A 20508-nucleotide genomic window follows, 5' to 3' on the forward strand; every position below is an offset into this window, starting at 1 on the left:
ACTTTTGCTTCCTTTCTCAATCATAAATCTACTCAAAATTTCAAAAAACAAATCTAAAGGAGGAACGAGGAATCTCCGCAAGAAACTCCGTATAAAAATTCGCCAATCTTTGTCGAGCTACTTGCGAAGATTTCTCCTTCGTCGAAATGACAAAATAGACGATTACAAACCTAATTTATTAAACAAACTAACACATTCCACCGCTTCCTTCACATCATGAACACGCAGAATCTTTGCGCCTTTTGTCAGCGCAATCGTATTTAAAAACGTTGTTCCGTTTAAGGCCTCTTGTGGCGTAATATTAAGCGTTTTATAAATCATTGATTTTCTAGAAATACCAGCTAAAACAGGTAATTCCAATAAATTAAAAAGTTCCATTTTTTGCATGACTTCATAATTTTGATCCGTTGTTTTGGCGAAACCAAAACCTGGATCAAGAATCAAATCATTAATTCCCAGACTTCTTGCCTTTTTTACTTTTTCTGAAAAATAAAAAAGCATTTCTTTTACAATGTCATCATATTGCGTCAAACTCTGCATCGTCTGCGGATTGCCACGCATGTGCATCATGATGTATGGAACGTTATATTTCGCAATAACCTCAAACATTTTTTCGTCCAGTTCTCCCGCCGCAATATCATTTATAATCGCCGCGCCACTTTCGATGCTTGCTTTCGCAACTTCGGCTCTAAAAGTGTCGATTGACAATAATGTTTTAGGAAAATGCTTTAAAATCAATTCTATTGCGGGAACAATTCGGTCGATTTCTTCTTGTTCGCTGACAAATTCGGCGCTTGGTTTGCTTGAATATGCCCCAATATCAATAAATGTTGCTCCTTCAGAAAGCATTTTATCGACTTGAGAAATAATCTCTTCTTCGTTTTTGTATTTCCCTCCATCAAAGAAAGAATTTGGCGTAACATTCAAAATTCCCATTACTTTCGGAATCGATAAATCTATAAGTTCGCCTTTGCAGTTAATCGTCATTGTTTATTTTGTTTCAGGTTTCAAGTTTCAAGTTGACATAGATTGCACAAGTTCCAGAACTTGCAACTTGAAACCTGAAACTTGAAACATTTTTCAGTTTCAAGTCATAACCGTTAACACTTTGTTTAGAAAAAACTTGAAACAAAGAGAACATGAAACTTGAAACTCTTAAAAAATTATCCTTATTTTTGAAAAAATTTAAGCAAATATACAGCAATAAATGAAGAATACTTCCCTTGAATTTGATAATGTAATTACGGTTTGCCGTACTTTATTTATCAATAAAATGAAAGATTACGGCAGCGCATGGAGAATTTTAAGACTTCCGTCATTGACTGACCAAATTTTCATAAAAGCACAACGAATCAGAAGTTTACAGGAAAATGATGTCCGTAAAGTTGATGAAGATGAAAAAGGAGAATTTATAGGAATCATCAATTATTCAATCATGGCTTTAATTCAGTTAGAATTGGGCGTTGTTGATCAGCCGGATTTGGACGTTGAAAAAGCAACCGAATTATATGATGCAAAAGTGAAGCTTACCAAAGATTTAATGGAAGCCAAAAATCACGATTACGGTGAAGCGTGGCGTGATATGCGTGTTAGTTCATTAACCGATTTGATTCTGCAAAAACTTCTTCGCGTAAAGCAAATCGAAGACAATAAAGGCGCAACTTTAGTTTCTGAAGGAATCGACGCAAATTATCAGGATATGATTAATTATGCTGTTTTTGCTCTAATTCTCAATCCAATTAAATAATAGTTAGCCACTAATTTCACAAATTTTCACAAATTAATTCGTGGAGATTCGTGAAATTCGGGCCAATGACAATCCCAAATAAATTACCATGAAAAACATCATTACCCAATTCTCCCGATTATTTGTCGGTGTTTTATTTATCATTTCTGGATTAATCAAACTAAATGATCCTGTTGGTTTCTCTTATAAATTAGCCGAATATTTTAGCGAGCCGGTTTTCAATATGCCTTTTTTAGAGCCTCTTGCTTTAGGGTTAGCAATATTTTTAGTGATTCTAGAAGTAGTTTTGGGTGTCATGTTGTTGCTTGGCTATAAATCAAAATTGACCATTTGGGCGCTACTTTTATTAATTGTTTTCTTCACATTCCTTACCTTCTACTCTGCTTATTTTGATGTAGTAAAAGATTGTGGCTGTTTTGGTGATGCTTTACACTTAACACCTTGGCAGTCATTTACAAAAGATGTTGTTTTGCTTTTCTTTATTGTGATCTTATTCACCAATAAAAAATTAGTAAGGCCTTTATTTTCAAAAATGATTACCAATATACTGGCTCTAATCAGCATTATTTTATGCGTTTTTATGGCTGTTTGGGTTTTAAACCACAATCCAATTAAAGATTTCCGTCCGTATAAAGTGGGGACAAACATAGAGAAAGGGATGGAAATTCCAGAAGGCGCTCCAAAATCAGTTGTTGAAATGATTTTCATTTATAAAGTAAATGGAATTGATAAAGAATTTACTGAAAAAGATTTAATGAAAATTCCTGAAGGCGCTACTTTTGTTGACAGAAAAGACAAAGTGATTACTGAAGGTTATACACCTCCAATTCATGATTTTACCATGACGAAAGATGATTCTGATTACAAAGCAGAATTATTGCAAGAACCAAAATTATTAGTTTTTGTAACCTATGATCTGGCTTTATCTAATCCTGACGGAATGAAAAAATTAGCCAAAGTAAGCGCAGACGCAAAAGCAAAAGGTTACAAAGTAATTGGCATGACCGCTTCTGGAGCCGATGAAATTGCAAAAGCTAAAAAACAATATAATTTAGATATTGATTTTTATTTCTGTGATGCAACAGCTTTAAAAACAATTGAAAGAGCAAATCCAAGCATTGTCGTACTTCACAAAGGAACAATTGTTCAAAAAGTACATTATAATGATGTTGATGATTTGAAATTATCAGATGTTGCTTACGGGATTTAAAAAAATAAAAACTTAAAATAGTTATGAACGCCGATATTCTTCTTCAAGAAATATCGGCGTTTTTTTTATAAGAAAATTTTTAAATTCCACAATTGTTTTTACCTATATTTGGTTTGAAAATTATCCAAAACAAACCATATTTATGAAACAATTACCAAAGTTTTTTTCGCCTTATTTGCTACTTCTATTTTTCAGCGTTCTTGTTTCAGCTCAAGACAATAAAGACCAACGCTATATCTTTTTTCTCCACAATGCATATATTGAACAAAATCCGTTAAATGTTCCCCATCCTGAATATGGAAAAGCAGAATATAACGAAATTTTAGCTTCATTTAAAAAAGACAACTTTATTGTTTTCAGTGAAATAAGAAAGAAAAATACAAATGCCGCTGAATATGCGCAAAAGATTGTAAAGCAAATTAAAAAACTTATTAAAGACGGAGTTTCTCCAAATAAAATTACCGTTATCGGAACCTCAAAAGGTGGTTATATTGCACAATATACTTCTACTTATTTAGCAAATCCAGATGTGAATTTTGTCTTTATTGGATGTTTTAGAGATGTTGATATTGAACAGGCTCCAGAAATCAACTTCTGTGGAAACATATTAACTATTTATGAAAAATCAGATGTCTACGGTGTTTCGGCAATCAAAAGAAAAGAAACTTCGAAACTTAAAATAAATCATTTTAAAGAAATCGAACTCAATACGGGGCTTAAACATGGCTTTTTATACAAAGCTTTGGATTTATGGATTATTCCTTGCAAGAAATGGGCAAATGGAAATTATGATTTAAACTAAAATTCATAATCAAAACTTAATATTTAAATCAGAATATAATTCTTACATTTGAAAAAAGCCTAACCAATTTTTTACTATGAAAATTATAACAAAGTTTATTTTTATTTTCTTGGCCGTTATTTCTTATGGATGCAGCAATGATTCTATTTCTTGTTTTACACCCCCAGAAGGCTTCTCTTTTGAACTTGTAGATAAAACAACGGGAGAAAATTTATTTACCAACGGAACTTACAAAAGCAGTGACATTACAGTAAAAGACTTAGATGATTCTGGGAAAAATATCGAATTCAATTTTTTTTCTGAGAACAACTATAATATAATTAGAATTGAAAGTATTGGGTGGAAAACCGAAACCATAAATTATTCCGTAAATATTGCTGGAAAAAGTATTTTTGAATTTCATGTACAAGCAAATAGAATTAGTGGTAAATGTTCACATACAGAATACAAAGATTTTCAAATAAAAAATGCAACCTTTCAATTAGATCAAACTCGAGGAGTTTATAAAATTTTAGTTGACACGAAGATTTAAAATATATTAAAAAAGGAACTTAATTTTAGGTTCCTTTTTTGTTCAAAAAAAGCAAAACATTGACGTTTTTTTTCTTCAAAAACAGTTTCAAAAAATAAAAATCCAATTCTTTTTTCATCTTTAAAAAAACAATTTCAAATAATCTCTACTTTTTTGTACCAACTATTACGATTTCATTCTGTTTTTTCTAACCAAAATTTCACGTATTGTTACAAATCAAACGACTCTTCAAATTTTGTTAATCTCCATTTGGCATTCAATTTGTTTGTTTAACTTTGTGAATTCAGTACTTAATAAAAATAATTTAAATATAATATGAAACAATTAGCCCTAGTCGTTATTGCGTTTATTACATTTTCATGTTCTCAGGCACAGAAAAAAGAATTTTCAAAAGAAGCTTTATCTGAAAAATTATTAGCGACAAATGATAGTCAGGTAGCATTTAAAAGCATTCTGAAAAAATACAAAGGAAAAACTTTAGTTATCGAAGTTTGGGCGTCATGGTGCGGCGACTGCGTAAAAGCAATGCCAAAAGTAAAAGAGCTTCAAGCAAATAATCCTGATGTTTCGTATTTGTTCATTTCTGCAGATAAAACAGCTGACAAATGGAAAGCCGGAATTGAAAAACATGAATTAAAAGGCGATCATTACATGATGAACGACGGAATGAAAGGCTTATTCGGAAAAGCAATCGACTTAGATTGGATTCCACGTTACATTATAGTTGATAAAAAAGGAAATATAGTGCTTTACCGTGCTATTGAAACTGATTTTGATAAAATCAATGAAGCTTTAAAAGGCTTAAAACAAGCATAAAAAATTGCCACTAAAAACAAAAAATTAAAAGAATAATAAAAACTACCAAAATGAGAAAAAAGATTGTTGCAGGAAACTGGAAAATGCATAAAAACGCAGCTCAAACTGAAGAATTATTAAGCGAATTAATCACTAAAATACCAGCACAAACTACTGCACAAGTTATTGTAGCGCCAACGTTTGTAAACTTACAAGCTGCTGCCACAAAATTAAAAAATACAACTATTGGAGTTTCTGCTCAAAATGTTCACCAAGCTGAAGGTGGTGCTTTTACAGGAGAAATTTCTGCAGATATGTTGACTAGTATTGGCGTTAATACAGTAATTCTTGGGCACTCTGAGCGTAGAGCTATTTTCCATGAAACAGATGCATTAATCGCTAACAAAGTTGATACTGCTTTGAAACATGATATGACAGTAATTTTCTGTTTTGGAGAAGAATTAAAAGATCGTCAATCTGGAAATCATTTCAACATTGTTGAAAACCAATTACGTGACGGATTGTTCCAAATTTCAAAAGAATCTTGGTCAAATGTTGTTTTAGCATATGAGCCAGTTTGGGCTATTGGAACGGGAGAAACTGCTTCGCCAGAACAAGCTCAAGAAATGCACGAATTTATCAGAGAAGTTATCCGCAAAGCTTTTGGAGCTGAAATTGCTGATGAAGTTTCTATTTTATACGGTGGTTCTGTTAAACCAGAAAACGCTAAAGAAATTTTCTCTAAACCAGACGTAGATGGTGGTTTAATTGGAGGCGCTGCTTTAAAAGCTGACGATTTCTTAGCAATTGTAACAGCTATCTAAAAAACATTTTTTTCTAGCCACAGATTAAAAGGATTAATTGGATTTTTTAAAGTAGTCCAAAAAAAATCTTTGGAAATCCTTTTAATCTGTGGCTAAAAACATAGAGCGATGCTAAATGCATCGCTTTTTTTATATTTTAAATTATTCTTAAATTATCAATGTTCTCATAGATTTATAAGCAATTTCTACTTTGTATTCTTACCTTTGCAAAAAAAAATTATTTATGTCAAATATATATTTAGGATATCATTTTACAATTGAGCCGAAAGAATTGGGATCAGAAATTTTAGTGGCTGAATTGGGCGAAAAAGCGTTTGAAAGTTTTACAGAAACTGAAAGCGGGATTTCTGCTTTTGTGAAAAAGGATTTATGGGTTGAGAATATCCTAGATGATATTTATATTTTACAATCGGAAGAATTTAAAATTGAATATACCATTGAAGAAATCGATCAGGTAAACTGGAACGAAGAATGGGAAAAGAATTTTGAACCAATTGACGTTGACGGAAAATGTCATGTTCGCGCTCCTTTTCACCCAAAAACAGATGCCGAATTTGATATTGTAATAGAACCAAAAATGAGTTTTGGAACCGGACATCATGAAACTACACATATGATGATTCAGCATCTATTAGAAATGGATGTCAAAGGTTTGAAAACGCTTGATATGGGTTGTGGAACTGCGATTCTGGCTATTTTAGCCGAAATGAAAGGTGCTGAGCCAATTGATGCAATTGATATTGATAACTGGTGTTATTTGAATTCTATCGAAAATGCCGAACGCAATAACTGCAAGCATATTTCTGTTTACGAAGGCGATGCTGCTTTATTAGCCGGAAAAAAATACGACCTGATTATTGCTAACATCAACAGAAATATTCTATTGAACGACATGCAGGCTTATGTTGACAGTTTGAATCCAAAAGGAATTATTTTATTCAGCGGTTTTTATGAAGAAGATATTCCGTTTATCGATGCTTCTTGCGTTGAAAAAGGATTGACTTATGTTAAAAAATTCCAGCGAAACAATTGGGTTTCATTAAAATACGTAAATTAGTTATAAGTAATTACAAGTACAAAAACTAGACAAGATGAGTACTAAAGAAAAAGTAAGAGAAAGAGTTCGCGAAAAGGAAGCAACCGTTTTCAATAACGAAATCATAGTTTATAACGACGATGTAAACACTTTTGATCACGTAATTGATACTTTAATGCGTGTTTGCAGCCACACGGCAGAACAAGCAGAACAATGTTCGTTAATTGTACATTACAACGGAAAATGCACCGTAAAAACTGGTCCGCTTGACAAGTTAAAACCGCAATGCACACAACTTTTAGAAGCCGGATTAAGCGCAGAAATTGTTTAATTGCAAATAATTTAAAAAGCATTCTATTTTATTTTATATTTGAATAAAATAGAATGCTTTTTTTATGGAAGAATACGGGAAAATACTCATTTATTGCCATGCCGGTTTTTTTAACTTTAATCGTGATAGAAAAGTTATATGGCATTTATATAAAAAACGATACCGCGCCCTTAATAGACAGCGTATCGAGTATCAGCTCTGGAATCACGAATTCTGTTAAAGATGTTTTGGGGCTTAGTGTTACTTTTCTTTCCTATGAATGGCTGGTTTCAAAAATTGCGCTGCAGCATTTAGAACCAAGTGTCCTCTCCTATATCATCGCTTTTTTTGTGATTGATTTTTATGGTTATTGGAGCCATCGTTTGGCACATCAAATCAATTTTCTTTGGAACAAACATGCCATTCATCACAGCAGTGAAGAATTTAACTTGGCGTGTGCACTTCGTCAGCCAATTGCAAGTTTGGTCAATCTGTTTACCTTTTTGCTTATTCCTGCTGCATTGCTTGGCGTTCCTGCATCTATAATTGCTATTACGCTTCCACTCCACTTATTTTTACAGTTTTGGTATCATACCAAACACATCAAAAAAATGGGATTTCTGGAGCATATTATCGTAACGCCTTCGCATCATCGCGTGCATCATGCTATCAATCCAGAATATTTAGATAAAAATCATTCTCAGATTTTCATTTTTTGGGATAAGCTTTTCGGAACTTTTCAGGCTGAAATGGATGATGTTCCGCCTGTTTTTGGCATTACAAGACCAGCAAATACTTGGAATCCTGTAAAAATCAATTTTCAGCATTTGACATTATTAATTAGGTATGTATATATTAGTTTACAGTGAATTTCTACGGCTTTCGAAGAAATGTTAAATTTAATTGTTTTTTATTATATTTAGAGATGTAATTTAATCTAATAAAATTCATTTATGAATGACGACGTTGCCGAAGAAATATTTGATATTATTCTAAGAACAGGAAGTTGTAATCCAATTACAAATTTTGAGCAAATAAAATGTACAGCTATTTTAAAAAGCAAAGGGTATTTGATTACTCCTCGTGCTGAAATATATGAACCCACTGCGTTAGGACAAGAAGTTCTGCAAAATGGTAGCTGGAAAGCATATATTAAAGCAAAAAATAAAAGGCAAAAAAACTTAGATAGGAAAGAGTATTATGAGGGCTTAATATCGAGGTTGAAATATTGGCTATTTTGGCCAATACTAATTTTATCTGCCTTTGGCGGTTTTATAGAAGTTCTAAGATTTTATTCAGAATACAATAGCCAAGATCAAAAATCCAGTAGCTCCAAAATAAAACCCAAAATGGGAGAAGCCAAACAAAATACTTCATACGAATCCCCAAAAATTTCGACTTATCCTCCCGTAAAAGTTGTCGATACTCTTTACGTTCGGGAGAAAACAAAAGAAGGTAGTAAATAGTAAACATAACTAAGATTTTTTAATTATTCACTCACTTAAAAATGGTAGAATGATTGACCATGTGATATTAAAAAAGCCTCACTTATAGTGAGGCTTTCGAGTTATTTATTTTTGTTCTGATTTATCTGCTTTTCCCATTACTGTCATATTATAATATCCTAGCAACGAACCAGCTATAGAGATGCACATTTTTGTTATTTCCAATGGCTCTGAATACAATTTCTTTAAATAAAATTCTGAAACTAGCATAATAGCGGTAAACACGAAAAAAGCAACAAATGCAGACTTCAATTTATAATTAGGTACAATGAAATAAACTATCGTTACAAATAATATTCCCTGAGCAAAAAACTGAATATATGTACCGAATATTGTAAATAATTTAGGCTCTGAAATAACTAAACTTACAATGTAAGAGTAGGCGGATGAAATTAAGGAACTAGCTATTATAGCAAAAGGAAATGCTATAATCCAAAGTAATAAATTCTTCATGTATCTATTTTCTTTTATAAAACAAGGTATTCTCATACAAAACTCCTTGTTGAGTTACTCTTGAAGATGTAGAAAATTCATCTTTATTAATAACGGAAAGTTTAAAAATAGTACCATTTGCCTTGTAAATGCCATCAATATATGAATAGGTAAAATTATATCCTTGTGGCTGAATTTTACCAGTTCCATCAGAGTAGTAAGTTAATGCGAGATTACAATCAAATCCAGAGCCTGCAGTTCCACATGTAGTAATTACGGCTGGAACACCGGCATCTACACGTAATTTTGATTGTTTGTAATTGTACCAATCGCCAACTAATGAGAATGAATTGTTTTGCTTAGGTTTTTCTTCATCACTTGAACAAGAATTGAATACTAAGAAGCAAAATGTTAATACAACGAAAAGATTTAAATGTTTCATTTAATTAGATTTAAGTTTGTTCCACTTAAACCCAAAGTGAAGTTAGTTATAAATAACAAGCGTGGGTTTGCAAGCTAGTATCAGTCAGAGGCTTCCGAGGGCCCACACACATAAACAAGTCACAAATACCCACGCCATAGCATGAGCATCAGTCTTATTTTTTCGGTGTGTGTTTAAAATTTTCGGAATTTCTGACACGAAAAAACAGCTAACGCTATATTTTATTTCGAGAACAAATATATAAATCTATTCCTTCTTTTTCTTCTCTTCTTTTGGATTAAATTCTAATCCTTGTTTTAGCTTTTGGTTAAACGATGAAAGTTTCTCTAATTTTGGTTTTGATGTTTTTTCTTGTTCTATAGAACTTTCTATTTCGTCGAAATTCAATTCTATCTGTCCATTAGCTCTATCGACCATTCTGTTAAAACTATTCTTAAACTCTTCCCATGTGTTAGAAACACTCATAATACCAATCACTTTGTAAATTTGAGCAGTTAATGCGGGATGTCCAATATCTGGCGTTAAGCTTTGAAAAAATCTAGCGGTATAGTTTCCGGATTCACTCTTAGGAGTTTTAGTCTTTAATTCATCTAAAACTCCTTTTGGAAGCTGTTTGTAAATTAATTCGTTTGTCCAAGTTCCAATTACTCCCGGTCTTTTCTTGATTCCGCTTACAGTATAATCCCATTTGTTTAGTCTGAAAATCTCGAAATAAAATGAATCTGGAAACTTTTGCTGCCATTTAAGCAACTCATCATTTATGTATGCTTTTAAAACTACTTGTAAAGCATCTTTTTCCCTTTCATATTGGTATCCTGTAGCTTCATCAACAAGAGCAATAATACCAACTCTTGCCAGAGCTCTAATAAGTATATCTGCATGCTCTATAACCGATAATTGCCTACTTCCAAGATATTCGCCATTAGACTTTGCATAATCCCTTACTTTTAACATGGTTTCACATATTTCAGGTAAAATAACAGCCTTATAAGCACTAATCTTCTTCTTTCCTTGATAACACGTTACAGAATTGTATTTCGCCGAATCCTCATCCGTTGATATGAAACGACTTACAGCTTTTGAGGATAGTATTTCATCTAATCTTCCCGACGAACGTTGGTTTGCTTCTGTCTCTAATCCTAATGCTCTTTGCATTCCAGCAGTAGACAGAACTCTCTCGCCATTTTCTAAAACATAACAAGGTATTTTAAAACCATTTAGGTCTAATTCGCCTTCATGTGAAATTTTGTTATCCATTGATTAGTTCTTTATAAGTTATACGATTCTCCATATTAGAGAGCAAGATAGTAAATCTATCAAATTGCGTAGTTTTTCTGTTATTAAATCTGAAAACAAACTCGTCAACATATTTTTGCATGTGTTTTCTCGACCACCAATTATAGATTCCGTTATAACCACGTTTCATGATTCCCCAAAACCCTTCAATGCTATTGCTGTGGATTTCTGAATTATTGAAATCAACATATTGTTTCTTTCCGTGGTCAACAACATGGTGGTCGAAATGACTATGCAAGCCTCTGTAACCGTGCCATTCATCAGATATGAAAACACTATCCTTTTGAACGTGTTTTAGAATTATAGGCTGAATAGTTTTGGATTTAGTATCGGGAATAACAAACGCTCTAACTGTTCCATCACGTTGTAACAAACCTAATACAGGAGTTTTGTCTTTGAAGCTTCGCCCTTGTGATTGTTCTACTTTTTTATCTTTATGGCGGTTCTTATTCTTACCGCCGACAAAAGTTTCGTCCGCTTCAATTATTCCATCTAATTGCTCTTCATCATCAATCCCAAAACAGTTTCTAATACGTTGTAATAAGAACCAAGCCGATTTCTGAGTAATATCTAACTCTTTGGATAATTGTATAGAAGAAATACCTTTCTTATATGAAGTAACTAACCAAATTGCTAAAAACCATTTCTGCAGTTCAATTTTAGTGTTGTCGAAAATAGTATTAGTCTTGACGTTAAAGTATTTTCCTGTGTTCTTGCATTGGTATTTATTACCTTTACACTTATAGACTTTAGAACTAGCATCGAAAGGACTGACAACTTCGCGATCCCAACGTAACATCTCTAAATGATCTATACAAGTCTGTTCATCAGGAAAAGCCTTGATTAAATCTAGTACTGATTTGATTTCTTTATTAAACATGATAAAGCTTGTTTTTGATATTACAAATATAAGTAGTTAGTTACAGTAAACCTAATTTATTTTACTGTAAAATTGTATATACTTGCCATTAATTAAAGATGCTTGGCGTGCCGAAAACTGGAAAGACAAATTTACCATCTGGTTTAAACCAACAGGATGGCGTCCCGAAAATTTTGAAGAAAAATATCCTGTAAACAAAATTGAAAATGTTTTTAATTTTGACAAATACGGCACTCAAAACTCTCAAAAACTTATTTATTGGTCGGTTGTACAAATGTTAATTACGCTTTTGTTCGTAAGTTATCTGTTTGACAATATTGCAAAAATTGGTCTGCCAAATATCTTTATCTACGGCTTTTTTATTTTGATCACCATTTACAGTTATACTGAATTGATGGACAAAAATAAATATGCCATTTTTTGGGAAGGATTGCGTTTTGCAGTTGCATCAGGAATTATATTGTATTTTGGCGACTGGTTTGGTTTAAATACTATTTTTTCAGCCGGAAATTATATAATTTTGGCCTACTTGGCTTTATCGTTTTTAACCACAATTTACTTTGTTGCTATAGATTTTAAAAAACCAATGACCCAAACCGCTAATTTACTTAACCATTTATGAGAAACTCTACTTATTTTAAAATTTATAGCGCCTTTTGTTTTGTTTATCTGCTTGTTATATTTTTAGGCTACGAAAATCTAGATTTATTTTTAAAGCCAATTCTGATTCCCTTACTAAGTTTTGGAGTTTATTTTTACCGAAATTTTCCAACAAAAAACATTCTGCTTCTTGCACTTCTATTTTCATGGATTGGTGACGTTATTTTGCTCTTTACAGATTTAGGAGAAATCTATTTTATTCTAGGATTGGTAGCATTTCTAACTTCGCACGTTGCCTATTGTGTCTTATTCAACAAACAAAATAAAGGCGAAATCAAAAGAAACTTAGTTCGTTTTGGTATTGGAAGTGTTGTAATTGGTTTATACTTAATTGGAATGCTGTCTTTTCTGTTGCCTTCTTTAGGCGCTTTAAAAATTCCGGTAATTGTGTATGCAAGTGTCATTTCAATAATGCTTTTATTTGCTTTTAATGGCTATTTGATCTGGAAAAAACCTGGAAATTTATATGTTTTCTCTGGAGCTGCCTTTTTTGTCCTTTCAGACAGTATTTTGGCCGTTAACAAATTCTATTCGCCAATTGAAAAAAGTTCGTTTTTTATCATGCTCACATACCTTGTGGCACAATATCTGATTGTGGTTGGTATATTAAAACTGAATCCGAAAAAGGCTGAATAACGTTTTTAAATCGATTTTAAGTTTTAAACTTTTCATCATTTAACTGATAGCTATCGGGAGTGATAAAAAAACCTATTAAATTTGCATGACCAAAAACGCATAAACAATGAAAAAAATAACCTTCTTTTTAATTTTATTAATCACCGCAACTTCGTGCGTGAGTACTAAATCGACATTAAAAAATGTTGATGATAATGCTCCTGATTTAATTTTGAAGAAAGACAATACGTTTGCTATCACCCTTTTTGCTAAAGACAAAAGATACGGCTACGATCCTGATTACCCAATAAATATTTTCTTTAGAAACACCAAAGACGAGGCATTAAACGAAACTCGTTTTCTAAATGCTCTTGCTGGTCCAAACGGAGAAAAAATCACTTATAAACGCTTGGAAACTTGTTGTCCTTTTCCAACCAAAAGAAGCGATATGGGAGCCGGATTTTTAAACGTTTATGAATTAACTTGGAATGGGCAAAAAAAGCCAATCAAGCTGTATTTGAATATTTATGAAAAAGGAATTTTAATGGTTCCGATGGGATTGGGATTGAAGAAAGAGTAATTCTTAAAGAATAGAAATAATTAACTATGTACGGAATATCTCCATTAATTTTAATTCTATTACCCTTATTTTTTCAATTGATATGCGGGCGAAAAGCAATTGGCGAAAGTATTTCATTAAAATTTGGAACTATTTCTTTGATCAGTTTGTTTTTGCAATTTGTATTATCAATTTTAGCTTACTTTATTGCTTCATATAATTTTACTGAAAGCCTTCAAGGGCAACCATATCGATGCGGAATGGGAATGATTGGAATATTTTTCTTTTCGTTTTTATTTACAATACTGCTTATCATTGTTATTATAGTGCAATATTTTATAAAAAAATCTTACGAGAAGTAAAATGATCAGGACAAAAACAGCTTTTGTAATTTTTGTATTTTTATGCGTAACCACATTTCCTTATTACATTTTTATTTTCCTTATCAATTCTGATTCAGTTTATTCAATTATTCCGGGTTGGCATACAACTATTATTCCTGGGCAAATTATTTCAAATTCAAGTAAGTTTTTAATTCTTTTTATAACAACTTTTTTTTATTGGAAACTTTCAAAAAGTGCTTCCGAAATAAATCTTAAAAAATTTTTAATTCATTTTTCGCTAACAATTCCAGCTATTTTTATTGGGAAATTTAGTCTTTATAATCTGCTTAATTTCAGTTCTACAAATCCAGAAAGTCTTATAAATAACATCCAAATTATTGTATTTCTGAATATTTGCATCAACATTTTATTTTTTATTGGACAGCTTCTTTTTTGGAGATTTTATCAAAAACATCAAATGCAGATTGGCAATAACTAATCTAAATTCCCAATCAAACAGCAGAATGTTTCCTCAATATTAGAATTTGTAACTTTACATTAAAATTAAATTACAATGCAACAATCAAAAACTCACTATAAAATTGAAGCCACAAATTTCAATTTACAGCAGTATTTAAACAGAATAAATTTTTCTGGCGAAATTGAATTGAATTTTACAGGAATCAAAAAATTAATGCAATCGCAGTTGTTCAGCGTTCCTTTTGAAAATATTGATGTACAGGCCGGTAAAATCATTTCGCTTGCTGGCGATGATATTGTAGATCAAATTATCCATAAAAAACGTGGCGGTTATTGTTATCAGATTAACGGGATATTTTCTTTGGCATTGCAAGAAATCGGGCTTCCGCATTATTATATTGCGGCACGGCCAATGGTGAATCCGGGGGAGAATGCAAAAACGCATTTTGGGATTATTGCTACTATTGAAAACGAAGATTATTTAATCGATTTGGGTTTTGGCGGCAATAGTATTCGCGAACCTTTAAAATTGAGCGAAATTGGAAAGGAAATCCAGCATGATTGGGATACTTTTATGCTGACTAAAACCGAAGATGACGAATATCTGCTTCAAATTTTAATGGGAAAAGAATGGTCGAATTTATATTCATTTAATCTCTCTCCGCAAAGATGGATTGATTTTAAGCCTGCCAATTATTATAATTATTCGCATCCCGATTCGTTTTTTACGCAAAACTTGATTGTAGTTTTACAAAATCCATTGGGAAAAAAATATTATTTAAAAATTCGGTAAAATCTGTAAGCGACGGCAAAACCGAAATTATTTATTTTGAGGATGGTGATTTAAAAACTGTTCTTGAAACGGAGTTTAATTTGAAAAATTTATCTTAAAATCTAAATTAACTTAAATTTTCTAAATTCCACTAAACTTCTAGCCCTGATAGAAGCGGAAATCCTTTTTTGAGAAAACCTATTTTTTATGGTTTTTGCAGAGCGACCGGAGGAAGCTCCTGCAATGACCAATAAAAAAAGGTTTTAGAGAAAAAGATTACAGCGGATAGCAGGATCAGCTTCTTAAAATAATCTTAAATCTTCATGTGGTATTCATAAATCATAACTACCTTTGCACTGCTAAAAAATAACTTTATGAATCTACAACATATTCCACAAATTAAGCATACTGACAGCGGGAATTTCTTTTTATTGGCGGGACCTTGCGCTATTGAAGGAGAAGAAATGGCTCTTAGAATTGCTGAAAAATTAGTTGGTATTACCGACAATCTTAAGATTCCTTATGTTTTTAAAGGATCTTTTAAAAAAGCAAACCGTTCTAGAATCGACAGTTTTTCTGGAATTGGAGATGAAAAAGCTTTAAAAATATTAAGAAAAGTTTCGGAGACTTTTCATGTTCCAACCGTTACTGATATTCACACAAATGAAGATGCTGACATGGCAGCTCAATATGTTGACGTTTTACAAATTCCTGCGTTTTTAGTTCGCCAAACAGATCTTGTTGTGGCGGCAGCAAATACTGGAAAAACAGTAAACTTGAAAAAAGGACAATTTATGAGTCCGGAGAGCATGAAACATGCGGTTCAAAAAGTATTAGACTGTAATAATGAGAATGTTATGGTTACAGATCGCGGTACTATGTTTGGCTACCAAGACATGATTGTTGATTTTAGAGGAATTCCTACTATGCAGCAATATGCGTCTACGGTTCTGGATGTGACACATTCTTTGCAACAGCCTAATCAAACTGCTGGTGTAACTGGAGGAAGACCTGATATGATCGAAACAGTTGCCAAAGCGGGTATCGCTGTTGGTGTTGATGGTATTTTTATCGAAACGCACTTTGATCCTGCAAATGCAAAAAGCGATGGCGCTAACATGCTTCATTTAGACTATTTTGAAGGCCTGATGACAAAATTAGTGGCTATTAGAAAAACAGTTAACTCATTCTAAATTTATAATACTAAGTTCTTTGAAAACAAAAATTTTATTTTTCCTTCTGACTTGTGTTTCTTTAAACACTTTTGCACAGAGTGAAATTCCGGTAGAAAAATATACGGCTCATAACAAAGGTAAATTCTTTGTTTCATGGGGAGGAAACAGAGACAGCTACACAAAATCTGATGTAAATTTCAGAGGAAAAGATTACAACTTTTCGGTTGCTGACATTTCTGCTCATGATAAACCAAAAGGATACCATATTGATTATGTGAATCCGGCAAATATGACAATTCCTCAAACTAACTTTAGAATGGGATATTTCATCAACGATCATTACAGTGTTGCTATTGGCTGGGATCACATGAAATATGTAATGACTCAAAATCAAATTGCAAACGTTACTGGTTATATCAATTTACCTGCTGATCAACCGGGATCTTACTACAACGGAACGTATAATAACACTCCTGTTGATATGTCTCAAAATGGCGCTATCGAAGGTGGTTACGACAAAGGCGTTGCACAAGGAAATCCTCCTGCTTTTTTGATGTACGAGCATACAGATGGTTTGAACTATATCAATACAGAGGTTTCTAGACATGACGATATTTCGAAATGGTTTGGTTTGCCAAATATTGACAAAGTTCAAATCAACTTAACTGAAGGTATTGGAGGCGGAGTTTTGTATCCAAAAACAAATACAACTTTATTAGGAATGGAGCGTCATGATGATTTCCATATTTCTGGATTTGGGGTTTCTGCAAAAGCGGGATTAAACTTTACTTTCTTTAAACATTTTTACCTTCAAGGTGAGTTAAAAGGTGGTTATATCGATATGAAAGATATTAGAACTACGATTAGCAACGATGATAAAGCGACACAGCATTTCTTATTCTTTCAGAGAATTATTGCGGTAGGCGGTATTTTTAGAATTTAAGCAAGTCGAAAGTGTAAAGTCTTAAAGTCAAAAGGACTAGAGGCTTTAAAACGCGAGATTACATTTTACTTACTATTTAATATAAATTAGCTGTCATTTATTTGGCAGCTAATTTTTTTATTATTTACTTTGTACTTCAAAGTACTTTTTATTTATTCTCTAAAATATGAAAAAGCAAAAATATATTTTCCTGATTATTACTTTCTTGTTGAGTTTTGGCTGTGCATTATTTGTAGCAATGAAGGTGTTTCCTAATAATCCATTTTCTGATTCAAAAGCAAAAAAAACTTCTGCAGATAAAATTCAAGATGGAGACATTATATTTCAAACTTCGCAGTCACCTCAATGCGAAGCGGTTCGAATTGCTACTAATTCAAAATTTTCACATTGTGGGATAATCTACAATATAAACGGAAATTGGTTTGTTTTTGAAGCTGTACAACCCGTTAAACTTACTCCTTTTGATGAATGGATCCAACATGGAAAAGACAATAAATATGTTGTAAAAAGACTAAAGAATTCAGAGAAAATTTTGACTCCGAATGTTCTTGAAAAAATGAAAGATTACAGCCAAAAATTTGATGGAAAAGAATATGATGCTTATTTTGAATGGACAGACAATCGAATTTATTGTTCGGAACTAGTTTGGAAAATTTATAAAAATGCTGCCGGTATCGAACTTTCAAAACTTAGGGAATTAAAAGATTTTAATTTGAAAGATCCAAGAGTCGAAAAAATTTTAAAGGAACGATATGGGAATGAAATTCCGCTTGAAGAAAAAGTTGTCGCTCCCTCCGACCTTTCTGATTCTGAGTTATTAAAAACGGTAATTGACACGTATTAAAAATAGACAAAGCTAATTCAAAACACAATTAGCTTTTTTATTTTCTTTTTTACTTTGAAATTCAAAGAACTTTTTAAAATATATTTTATGAGAGATTATTTAATTGAAAAACTTTATGAATGTTCTAAAAAACCATATCAAAAATATTTCAAAAAAAACGAACCTTGGCAAATCAATAAATCGGAATTAATGAATTATCCTGAAAATAGCTTGGGATATGGATTAGGGAATTTCTTGTACAAATATCATTTTGACATTCAGGAAAAACTTGAAGATCATGATATAATTCATGTTTTAACCAAGACAGGAATTTCGGTTTACGAAGAAATAGGAATGCAATATTATCTTTTAGGAAATGGAAAAAAAAGCTTGTATCTGTTCGCTGTTATTGCATCAGGAACTATTTTTTATCCAAAACAAATTTCCTATTTCATTCGCCAATTTAAAAAAGGAAAACGCGCTTTTGCATTTCATCATCTGGACTTTTCAAAAATGTTGTTCCTGCCCATTACAACTATTCAAGAAGCATTTAATATCTAAACTTATGAAAACAAATTATAAAAAAGCTTTTGAAGAAAAGCAATCTATCGAATTAGCAATCGGAACTTTTATAATGAGTACTGTATTCTTTATACTTTTTATTTTGACCAACGAAAGCTCCAATTTTCTTGTTATTGCGTGGCCATTTGCTTTTTCGGCTATAATTCTAAACAGTATTATGGTTTTCCATTTAACGGAAAGATTTATTCATTTGCCACAATACCGAAAAGATATTTGCTTTAAAATCTTGCTACTGCTTTCAAACATTCCCATAACCTATTTTTATTATTTGATTGTGGTCAAATCTTAGTTTGGAAATATTCGGCAAAAAAAAGCTATGAGCATAAACTCATAGCTTTTTGTTCAGCTTATAAAGATTTTTAGTTTGCAGTTGGAAGTACAATTCCGTTTTGATCTACTAAATAAATCAATGATGTCATTGTTGCAGCACCAAGCTCTAATTCTCTTTTATTGATGGCATCAAATTTATCATTTGCAGCGTGGTGGTAATCAAAATAACGTTGTGAATCTGGCTGTAAACCTGCTTTTACAATCGTTTTTGAAGTTAAATGCTCAATATCTGATCCTGCGTGTCCTTTTACAAAACTGTGAATTAAATAAGGCTCAAAAAGATCTTTGTATCCTTGCAGTTTTTTGAAGTTTGCGTCATCAGCTTCGATTGAGAATCCTCTTGGCGTAAATCCGCCTGAATCACTTTCTAAAGCAAAAATATGGTTCTCGTTCTTTTGCTTTGCAACTTCTTCATATTTTGCACCGCCTTTTCCACCGTTTTCTTCATTCATAAACAATACAACACGAATTGTATTTTTTGGCTTGTAGTTCAAGTTTTTCAAAATACGAACTACTTCCATACTTTGCACCACTCCTGCTCCATCGTCATGAGAACCGTCTGCCAAATCCCAAGAATCCAAGTGTCCGCCAACAACCAAAACATTTTCTGGAGTTACCGTTCCTGTCAATTCTCCAATTACATTATATGATAATGCATCAGGCAAAGTTTCGCAAGATTGTTTGAAATAGAATTTTAACGTGGGATTTGCTTTTAATGTTTTGCTCAATAATTCAGCTCCATTTGTACTAATTGCAGCAGCCGGAATGTATTGTTCTTTTGGTAAATCGCCATAGCTTTGCGCCCCTGCATGAGGAAAATCATCTTGACGCAAGTTTAACGAACGAACAATTGCGCCAACTGCACCAAGTTTAGCAGCTTCTTTTGCACCGCTTCTTCTTTGGTCTCCTGCAGCAGAATAAGAATCAAAAGTTCCAATGTTTTCAGGATTCATTGGTCGGTTAAAAAACACAATTTTACCTTTTACTTTGTCGCCAAGTCCTTTTAATTCGTCAAGGCTTTGCACTTCGATTACTTCTGCCGTAATTCCAGTTTTTGGAGTTGCAACAGAACCTCCTAAAGCACAAATTGGCACAGCAGTTTTTACTTTTCCATCTTGAATAAAAGCTGTTTCTTTTTCACCGCGAACCCAGTGAGGAACCATAACTTCTTGAAGATATACTTTGTCAAGACCTAGACCTTCTAGTTGTCTTTTTGTGTATTCAACTGCTTCAGCAGCACCTTTAGAACCAGATAAACGGCTTCCGATATCATTTGAAAGATATTCTAACCAAGAATAACATTTAGCTTCGGTCAAGGCTTTTTTATAAAATAATTTGATGTTTTTTTCATCATTTGACTGTGCAAAAGATGCGGTCAATCCATTTAAAACTAAAGCAGTTAAAAGAATCGTTTTTTTCATTGTTTTTATAGCAT

At 32.4% G+C, this 20508-nt stretch carries 26 protein-coding genes; 20 read left to right on the forward strand and 6 right to left on the reverse strand.

Annotation, left to right across the window (positions count from 1 at the left end):
* Window positions 1–162 precede the first annotated feature (162 nt).
* Complete coding sequence (folP, locus tag FND99_RS18795; RefSeq protein WP_144339476.1) at window positions 163–987, reverse strand: dihydropteroate synthase; 825 nt, start codon at window positions 985–987, stop codon at window positions 163–165.
* 220 nt (window positions 988–1207) lie between these two features.
* On the opposite strand from folP, the gene FND99_RS18800 reads away from it, so the two are divergent.
* From FND99_RS18800 to FND99_RS18845, 10 genes are all read left to right on the forward strand, one after another.
* Complete coding sequence (locus FND99_RS18800; RefSeq protein WP_115886753.1) at window positions 1208–1747, forward strand: DUF1599 domain-containing protein; 540 nt, start codon at window positions 1208–1210, stop codon at window positions 1745–1747.
* 88 nt (window positions 1748–1835) lie between these two features.
* A complete protein-coding gene (locus tag FND99_RS18805) occupies window positions 1836–2957 on the forward strand; it encodes a BT_3928 family protein (RefSeq protein ID WP_144339477.1) in 1122 nt (373 codons plus the stop codon).
* Between the two features lie 142 nt (window positions 2958–3099).
* Window positions 3100–3759: a YqiA/YcfP family alpha/beta fold hydrolase gene (locus FND99_RS18810; protein WP_144339478.1), complete on the forward strand. Its 660-nt coding sequence runs from the start codon at window positions 3100–3102 to the stop codon at window positions 3757–3759.
* A 76-nt stretch (window positions 3760–3835) separates the two neighbouring features.
* Window positions 3836–4291, forward strand: coding sequence for a hypothetical protein (locus tag FND99_RS18815; RefSeq protein WP_144339479.1), 456 nt, complete (start codon window positions 3836–3838; stop codon window positions 4289–4291).
* Between the two features lie 315 nt (window positions 4292–4606).
* Window positions 4607–5107 (forward strand): TlpA family protein disulfide reductase, encoded by a 501-nt coding sequence (locus FND99_RS18820; protein WP_144339480.1) that lies wholly within the window; start codon window positions 4607–4609, stop codon window positions 5105–5107.
* 50 nt (window positions 5108–5157) lie between these two features.
* Complete coding sequence (gene tpiA / locus FND99_RS18825) at window positions 5158–5910, forward strand: triose-phosphate isomerase (RefSeq protein WP_144339481.1); 753 nt, start codon at window positions 5158–5160, stop codon at window positions 5908–5910.
* A 223-nt stretch (window positions 5911–6133) separates the two neighbouring features.
* Window positions 6134–6967 carry a 50S ribosomal protein L11 methyltransferase gene (gene prmA, locus FND99_RS18830; RefSeq protein WP_144339482.1) on the forward strand — a complete coding sequence of 278 codons (834 nt, stop codon included), beginning with the start codon at window positions 6134–6136 and terminating at the stop codon, window positions 6965–6967.
* Between the two features lie 34 nt (window positions 6968–7001).
* Entirely contained in the window at window positions 7002–7277 is a 276-nt protein-coding gene (locus tag FND99_RS18835) for an ATP-dependent Clp protease adaptor ClpS (protein WP_026729399.1), read from the forward strand.
* 53 nt (window positions 7278–7330) lie between these two features.
* Window positions 7331–8125 (forward strand): sterol desaturase family protein, encoded by a 795-nt coding sequence (locus FND99_RS18840; protein WP_342777803.1) that lies wholly within the window; start codon window positions 7331–7333, stop codon window positions 8123–8125.
* Window positions 8126–8209: 84 nt separating this feature from the next.
* Window positions 8210–8722, forward strand: a complete 513-nt coding sequence (locus FND99_RS18845; protein ID WP_144339483.1) for a hypothetical protein — start codon at window positions 8210–8212, stop codon at window positions 8720–8722.
* 105 nt (window positions 8723–8827) lie between these two features.
* On the opposite strand, the gene FND99_RS18850 is transcribed toward FND99_RS18845, so the two are convergent.
* The 4 genes from FND99_RS18850 to FND99_RS18865 all read right to left on the reverse strand — a co-directional run bounded on the left by FND99_RS18850 (window position 8828) and on the right by FND99_RS18865 (window position 11811).
* Entirely contained in the window at window positions 8828–9214 is a 387-nt protein-coding gene (locus tag FND99_RS18850) for a hypothetical protein (RefSeq protein WP_144339484.1), read from the reverse strand.
* Between the two features lie 4 nt (window positions 9215–9218).
* Window positions 9219–9635: a hypothetical protein gene (locus FND99_RS18855; protein WP_144339485.1), complete on the reverse strand. Its 417-nt coding sequence runs from the start codon at window positions 9633–9635 to the stop codon at window positions 9219–9221.
* Window positions 9636–9881: 246 nt separating this feature from the next.
* The gene (locus FND99_RS18860) at window positions 9882–10892 is read right to left on the reverse strand and encodes a P63C domain-containing protein (protein ID WP_144339486.1); all 1011 of its coding nucleotides are present in this window, start codon (window positions 10890–10892) and stop codon (window positions 9882–9884) included.
* Window positions 10885–11811, reverse strand: a complete 927-nt coding sequence (locus tag FND99_RS18865) for an IS1595 family transposase (RefSeq protein WP_144339487.1) — start codon at window positions 11809–11811, stop codon at window positions 10885–10887. The genes FND99_RS18860 and FND99_RS18865 overlap by 8 nt, the downstream gene beginning before the upstream one ends.
* Window positions 11812–11893: 82 nt before the next feature.
* Between FND99_RS18865 and FND99_RS18870 the strand changes: the two genes are divergently transcribed.
* The 10 genes from FND99_RS18870 (at window position 11894) to FND99_RS18915 (ending at window position 19032) form a co-directional block, all read left to right on the forward strand.
* A complete protein-coding gene (locus FND99_RS18870) occupies window positions 11894–12433 on the forward strand; it encodes a hypothetical protein (RefSeq protein ID WP_246074248.1) in 540 nt (179 codons plus the stop codon).
* Window positions 12430–13107, forward strand: coding sequence for a lysoplasmalogenase (locus FND99_RS18875; protein ID WP_144339488.1), 678 nt, complete (start codon window positions 12430–12432; stop codon window positions 13105–13107). Before FND99_RS18870 ends, FND99_RS18875 begins: the two co-directional genes overlap by 4 nt.
* Window positions 13108–13213: 106 nt before the next feature.
* Window positions 13214–13666, forward strand: coding sequence for a 2-dehydro-3-deoxyphosphooctonate aldolase (locus tag FND99_RS18880; protein WP_144339489.1), 453 nt, complete (start codon window positions 13214–13216; stop codon window positions 13664–13666).
* A 26-nt stretch (window positions 13667–13692) separates the two neighbouring features.
* On the forward strand, window positions 13693–14007 hold the full coding sequence (locus tag FND99_RS18885) for a hypothetical protein (RefSeq protein ID WP_144339490.1): 315 nt from the start codon (window positions 13693–13695) through the stop codon (window positions 14005–14007).
* 535 nt (window positions 14008–14542) lie between these two features.
* Window positions 14543–15241, forward strand: a complete 699-nt coding sequence (locus tag FND99_RS18890) for an arylamine N-acetyltransferase family protein (RefSeq protein WP_144339491.1) — start codon at window positions 14543–14545, stop codon at window positions 15239–15241.
* Window positions 15242–15594: 353 nt separating this feature from the next.
* The gene (gene kdsA / locus FND99_RS18895; protein ID WP_144339492.1) at window positions 15595–16413 is read left to right on the forward strand and encodes a 3-deoxy-8-phosphooctulonate synthase; all 819 of its coding nucleotides are present in this window, start codon (window positions 15595–15597) and stop codon (window positions 16411–16413) included.
* Between the two features lie 19 nt (window positions 16414–16432).
* Window positions 16433–17338 (forward strand): hypothetical protein, encoded by a 906-nt coding sequence (locus FND99_RS18900; protein WP_144339493.1) that lies wholly within the window; start codon window positions 16433–16435, stop codon window positions 17336–17338.
* 166 nt (window positions 17339–17504) lie between these two features.
* Window positions 17505–18182 (forward strand): YiiX family permuted papain-like enzyme, encoded by a 678-nt coding sequence (locus FND99_RS18905; protein WP_144339494.1) that lies wholly within the window; start codon window positions 17505–17507, stop codon window positions 18180–18182.
* Window positions 18183–18269: 87 nt separating this feature from the next.
* On the forward strand, window positions 18270–18722 hold the full coding sequence (locus FND99_RS18910) for a hypothetical protein (protein WP_144339495.1): 453 nt from the start codon (window positions 18270–18272) through the stop codon (window positions 18720–18722).
* 4 nt (window positions 18723–18726) lie between these two features.
* Window positions 18727–19032: a hypothetical protein gene (locus FND99_RS18915; RefSeq protein ID WP_144339496.1), complete on the forward strand. Its 306-nt coding sequence runs from the start codon at window positions 18727–18729 to the stop codon at window positions 19030–19032.
* A 70-nt stretch (window positions 19033–19102) separates the two neighbouring features.
* Here FND99_RS18915 and FND99_RS18920 read toward each other — a convergent pair whose 3' ends face one another.
* Window positions 19103–20494 (reverse strand): M20/M25/M40 family metallo-hydrolase, encoded by a 1392-nt coding sequence (locus tag FND99_RS18920; protein WP_144339497.1) that lies wholly within the window; start codon window positions 20492–20494, stop codon window positions 19103–19105.
* Between the last annotated feature and the right edge of the window lie 14 nt (window positions 20495–20508).

It is taken from the genome of Flavobacterium daemonense (genome assembly GCF_007341385.1).
In the GTDB taxonomy this organism is placed as follows: Bacteria; Bacteroidota; Bacteroidia; order Flavobacteriales; family Flavobacteriaceae; genus Flavobacterium; species Flavobacterium daemonense.

Bases quoted from the DNA above. Each gene is read 5' to 3' on its own strand.
- folP (WP_144339476.1), bottom strand. From the start codon at position 987: ATGACGATTAACTGCAAAGGCGAACTTATAGATTTATCGATTCCGAAA.
- FND99_RS18800 (WP_115886753.1), top strand. From the start codon at position 1,208: ATGAAGAATACTTCCCTTGAATTTGATAATGTAATTACGGTTTGCCGT.
- FND99_RS18805 (WP_144339477.1), top strand. From the start codon at position 1,836: ATGAAAAACATCATTACCCAATTCTCCCGATTATTTGTCGGTGTTTTA.
- FND99_RS18810 (WP_144339478.1), top strand. From the start codon at position 3,100: ATGAAACAATTACCAAAGTTTTTTTCGCCTTATTTGCTACTTCTATTT.
- FND99_RS18815 (WP_144339479.1), top strand. From the start codon at position 3,836: ATGAAAATTATAACAAAGTTTATTTTTATTTTCTTGGCCGTTATTTCT.
- FND99_RS18820 (WP_144339480.1), top strand. From the start codon at position 4,607: ATGAAACAATTAGCCCTAGTCGTTATTGCGTTTATTACATTTTCATGT.
- tpiA (WP_144339481.1), top strand. From the start codon at position 5,158: ATGAGAAAAAAGATTGTTGCAGGAAACTGGAAAATGCATAAAAACGCA.
- prmA (WP_144339482.1), top strand. From the start codon at position 6,134: ATGTCAAATATATATTTAGGATATCATTTTACAATTGAGCCGAAAGAA.
- FND99_RS18835 (WP_026729399.1), top strand. From the start codon at position 7,002: ATGAGTACTAAAGAAAAAGTAAGAGAAAGAGTTCGCGAAAAGGAAGCA.
- FND99_RS18840 (WP_342777803.1), top strand. From the start codon at position 7,331: ATGCTTTTTTTATGGAAGAATACGGGAAAATACTCATTTATTGCCATG.
- FND99_RS18845 (WP_144339483.1), top strand. From the start codon at position 8,210: ATGAATGACGACGTTGCCGAAGAAATATTTGATATTATTCTAAGAACA.
- FND99_RS18850 (WP_144339484.1), bottom strand. From the start codon at position 9,214: ATGAAGAATTTATTACTTTGGATTATAGCATTTCCTTTTGCTATAATA.
- FND99_RS18855 (WP_144339485.1), bottom strand. From the start codon at position 9,635: ATGAAACATTTAAATCTTTTCGTTGTATTAACATTTTGCTTCTTAGTA.
- FND99_RS18860 (WP_144339486.1), bottom strand. From the start codon at position 10,892: ATGGATAACAAAATTTCACATGAAGGCGAATTAGACCTAAATGGTTTT.
- FND99_RS18865 (WP_144339487.1), bottom strand. From the start codon at position 11,811: ATGTTTAATAAAGAAATCAAATCAGTACTAGATTTAATCAAGGCTTTT.
- FND99_RS18875 (WP_144339488.1), top strand. From the start codon at position 12,430: ATGAGAAACTCTACTTATTTTAAAATTTATAGCGCCTTTTGTTTTGTT.
- FND99_RS18880 (WP_144339489.1), top strand. From the start codon at position 13,214: ATGAAAAAAATAACCTTCTTTTTAATTTTATTAATCACCGCAACTTCG.
- FND99_RS18885 (WP_144339490.1), top strand. From the start codon at position 13,693: ATGTACGGAATATCTCCATTAATTTTAATTCTATTACCCTTATTTTTT.
- FND99_RS18890 (WP_144339491.1), top strand. From the start codon at position 14,543: ATGCAACAATCAAAAACTCACTATAAAATTGAAGCCACAAATTTCAAT.
- kdsA (WP_144339492.1), top strand. From the start codon at position 15,595: ATGAATCTACAACATATTCCACAAATTAAGCATACTGACAGCGGGAAT.
- FND99_RS18905 (WP_144339494.1), top strand. From the start codon at position 17,505: ATGAAAAAGCAAAAATATATTTTCCTGATTATTACTTTCTTGTTGAGT.
- FND99_RS18910 (WP_144339495.1), top strand. From the start codon at position 18,270: ATGAGAGATTATTTAATTGAAAAACTTTATGAATGTTCTAAAAAACCA.
- FND99_RS18915 (WP_144339496.1), top strand. From the start codon at position 18,727: ATGAAAACAAATTATAAAAAAGCTTTTGAAGAAAAGCAATCTATCGAA.
- FND99_RS18920 (WP_144339497.1), bottom strand. From the start codon at position 20,494: ATGAAAAAAACGATTCTTTTAACTGCTTTAGTTTTAAATGGATTGACC.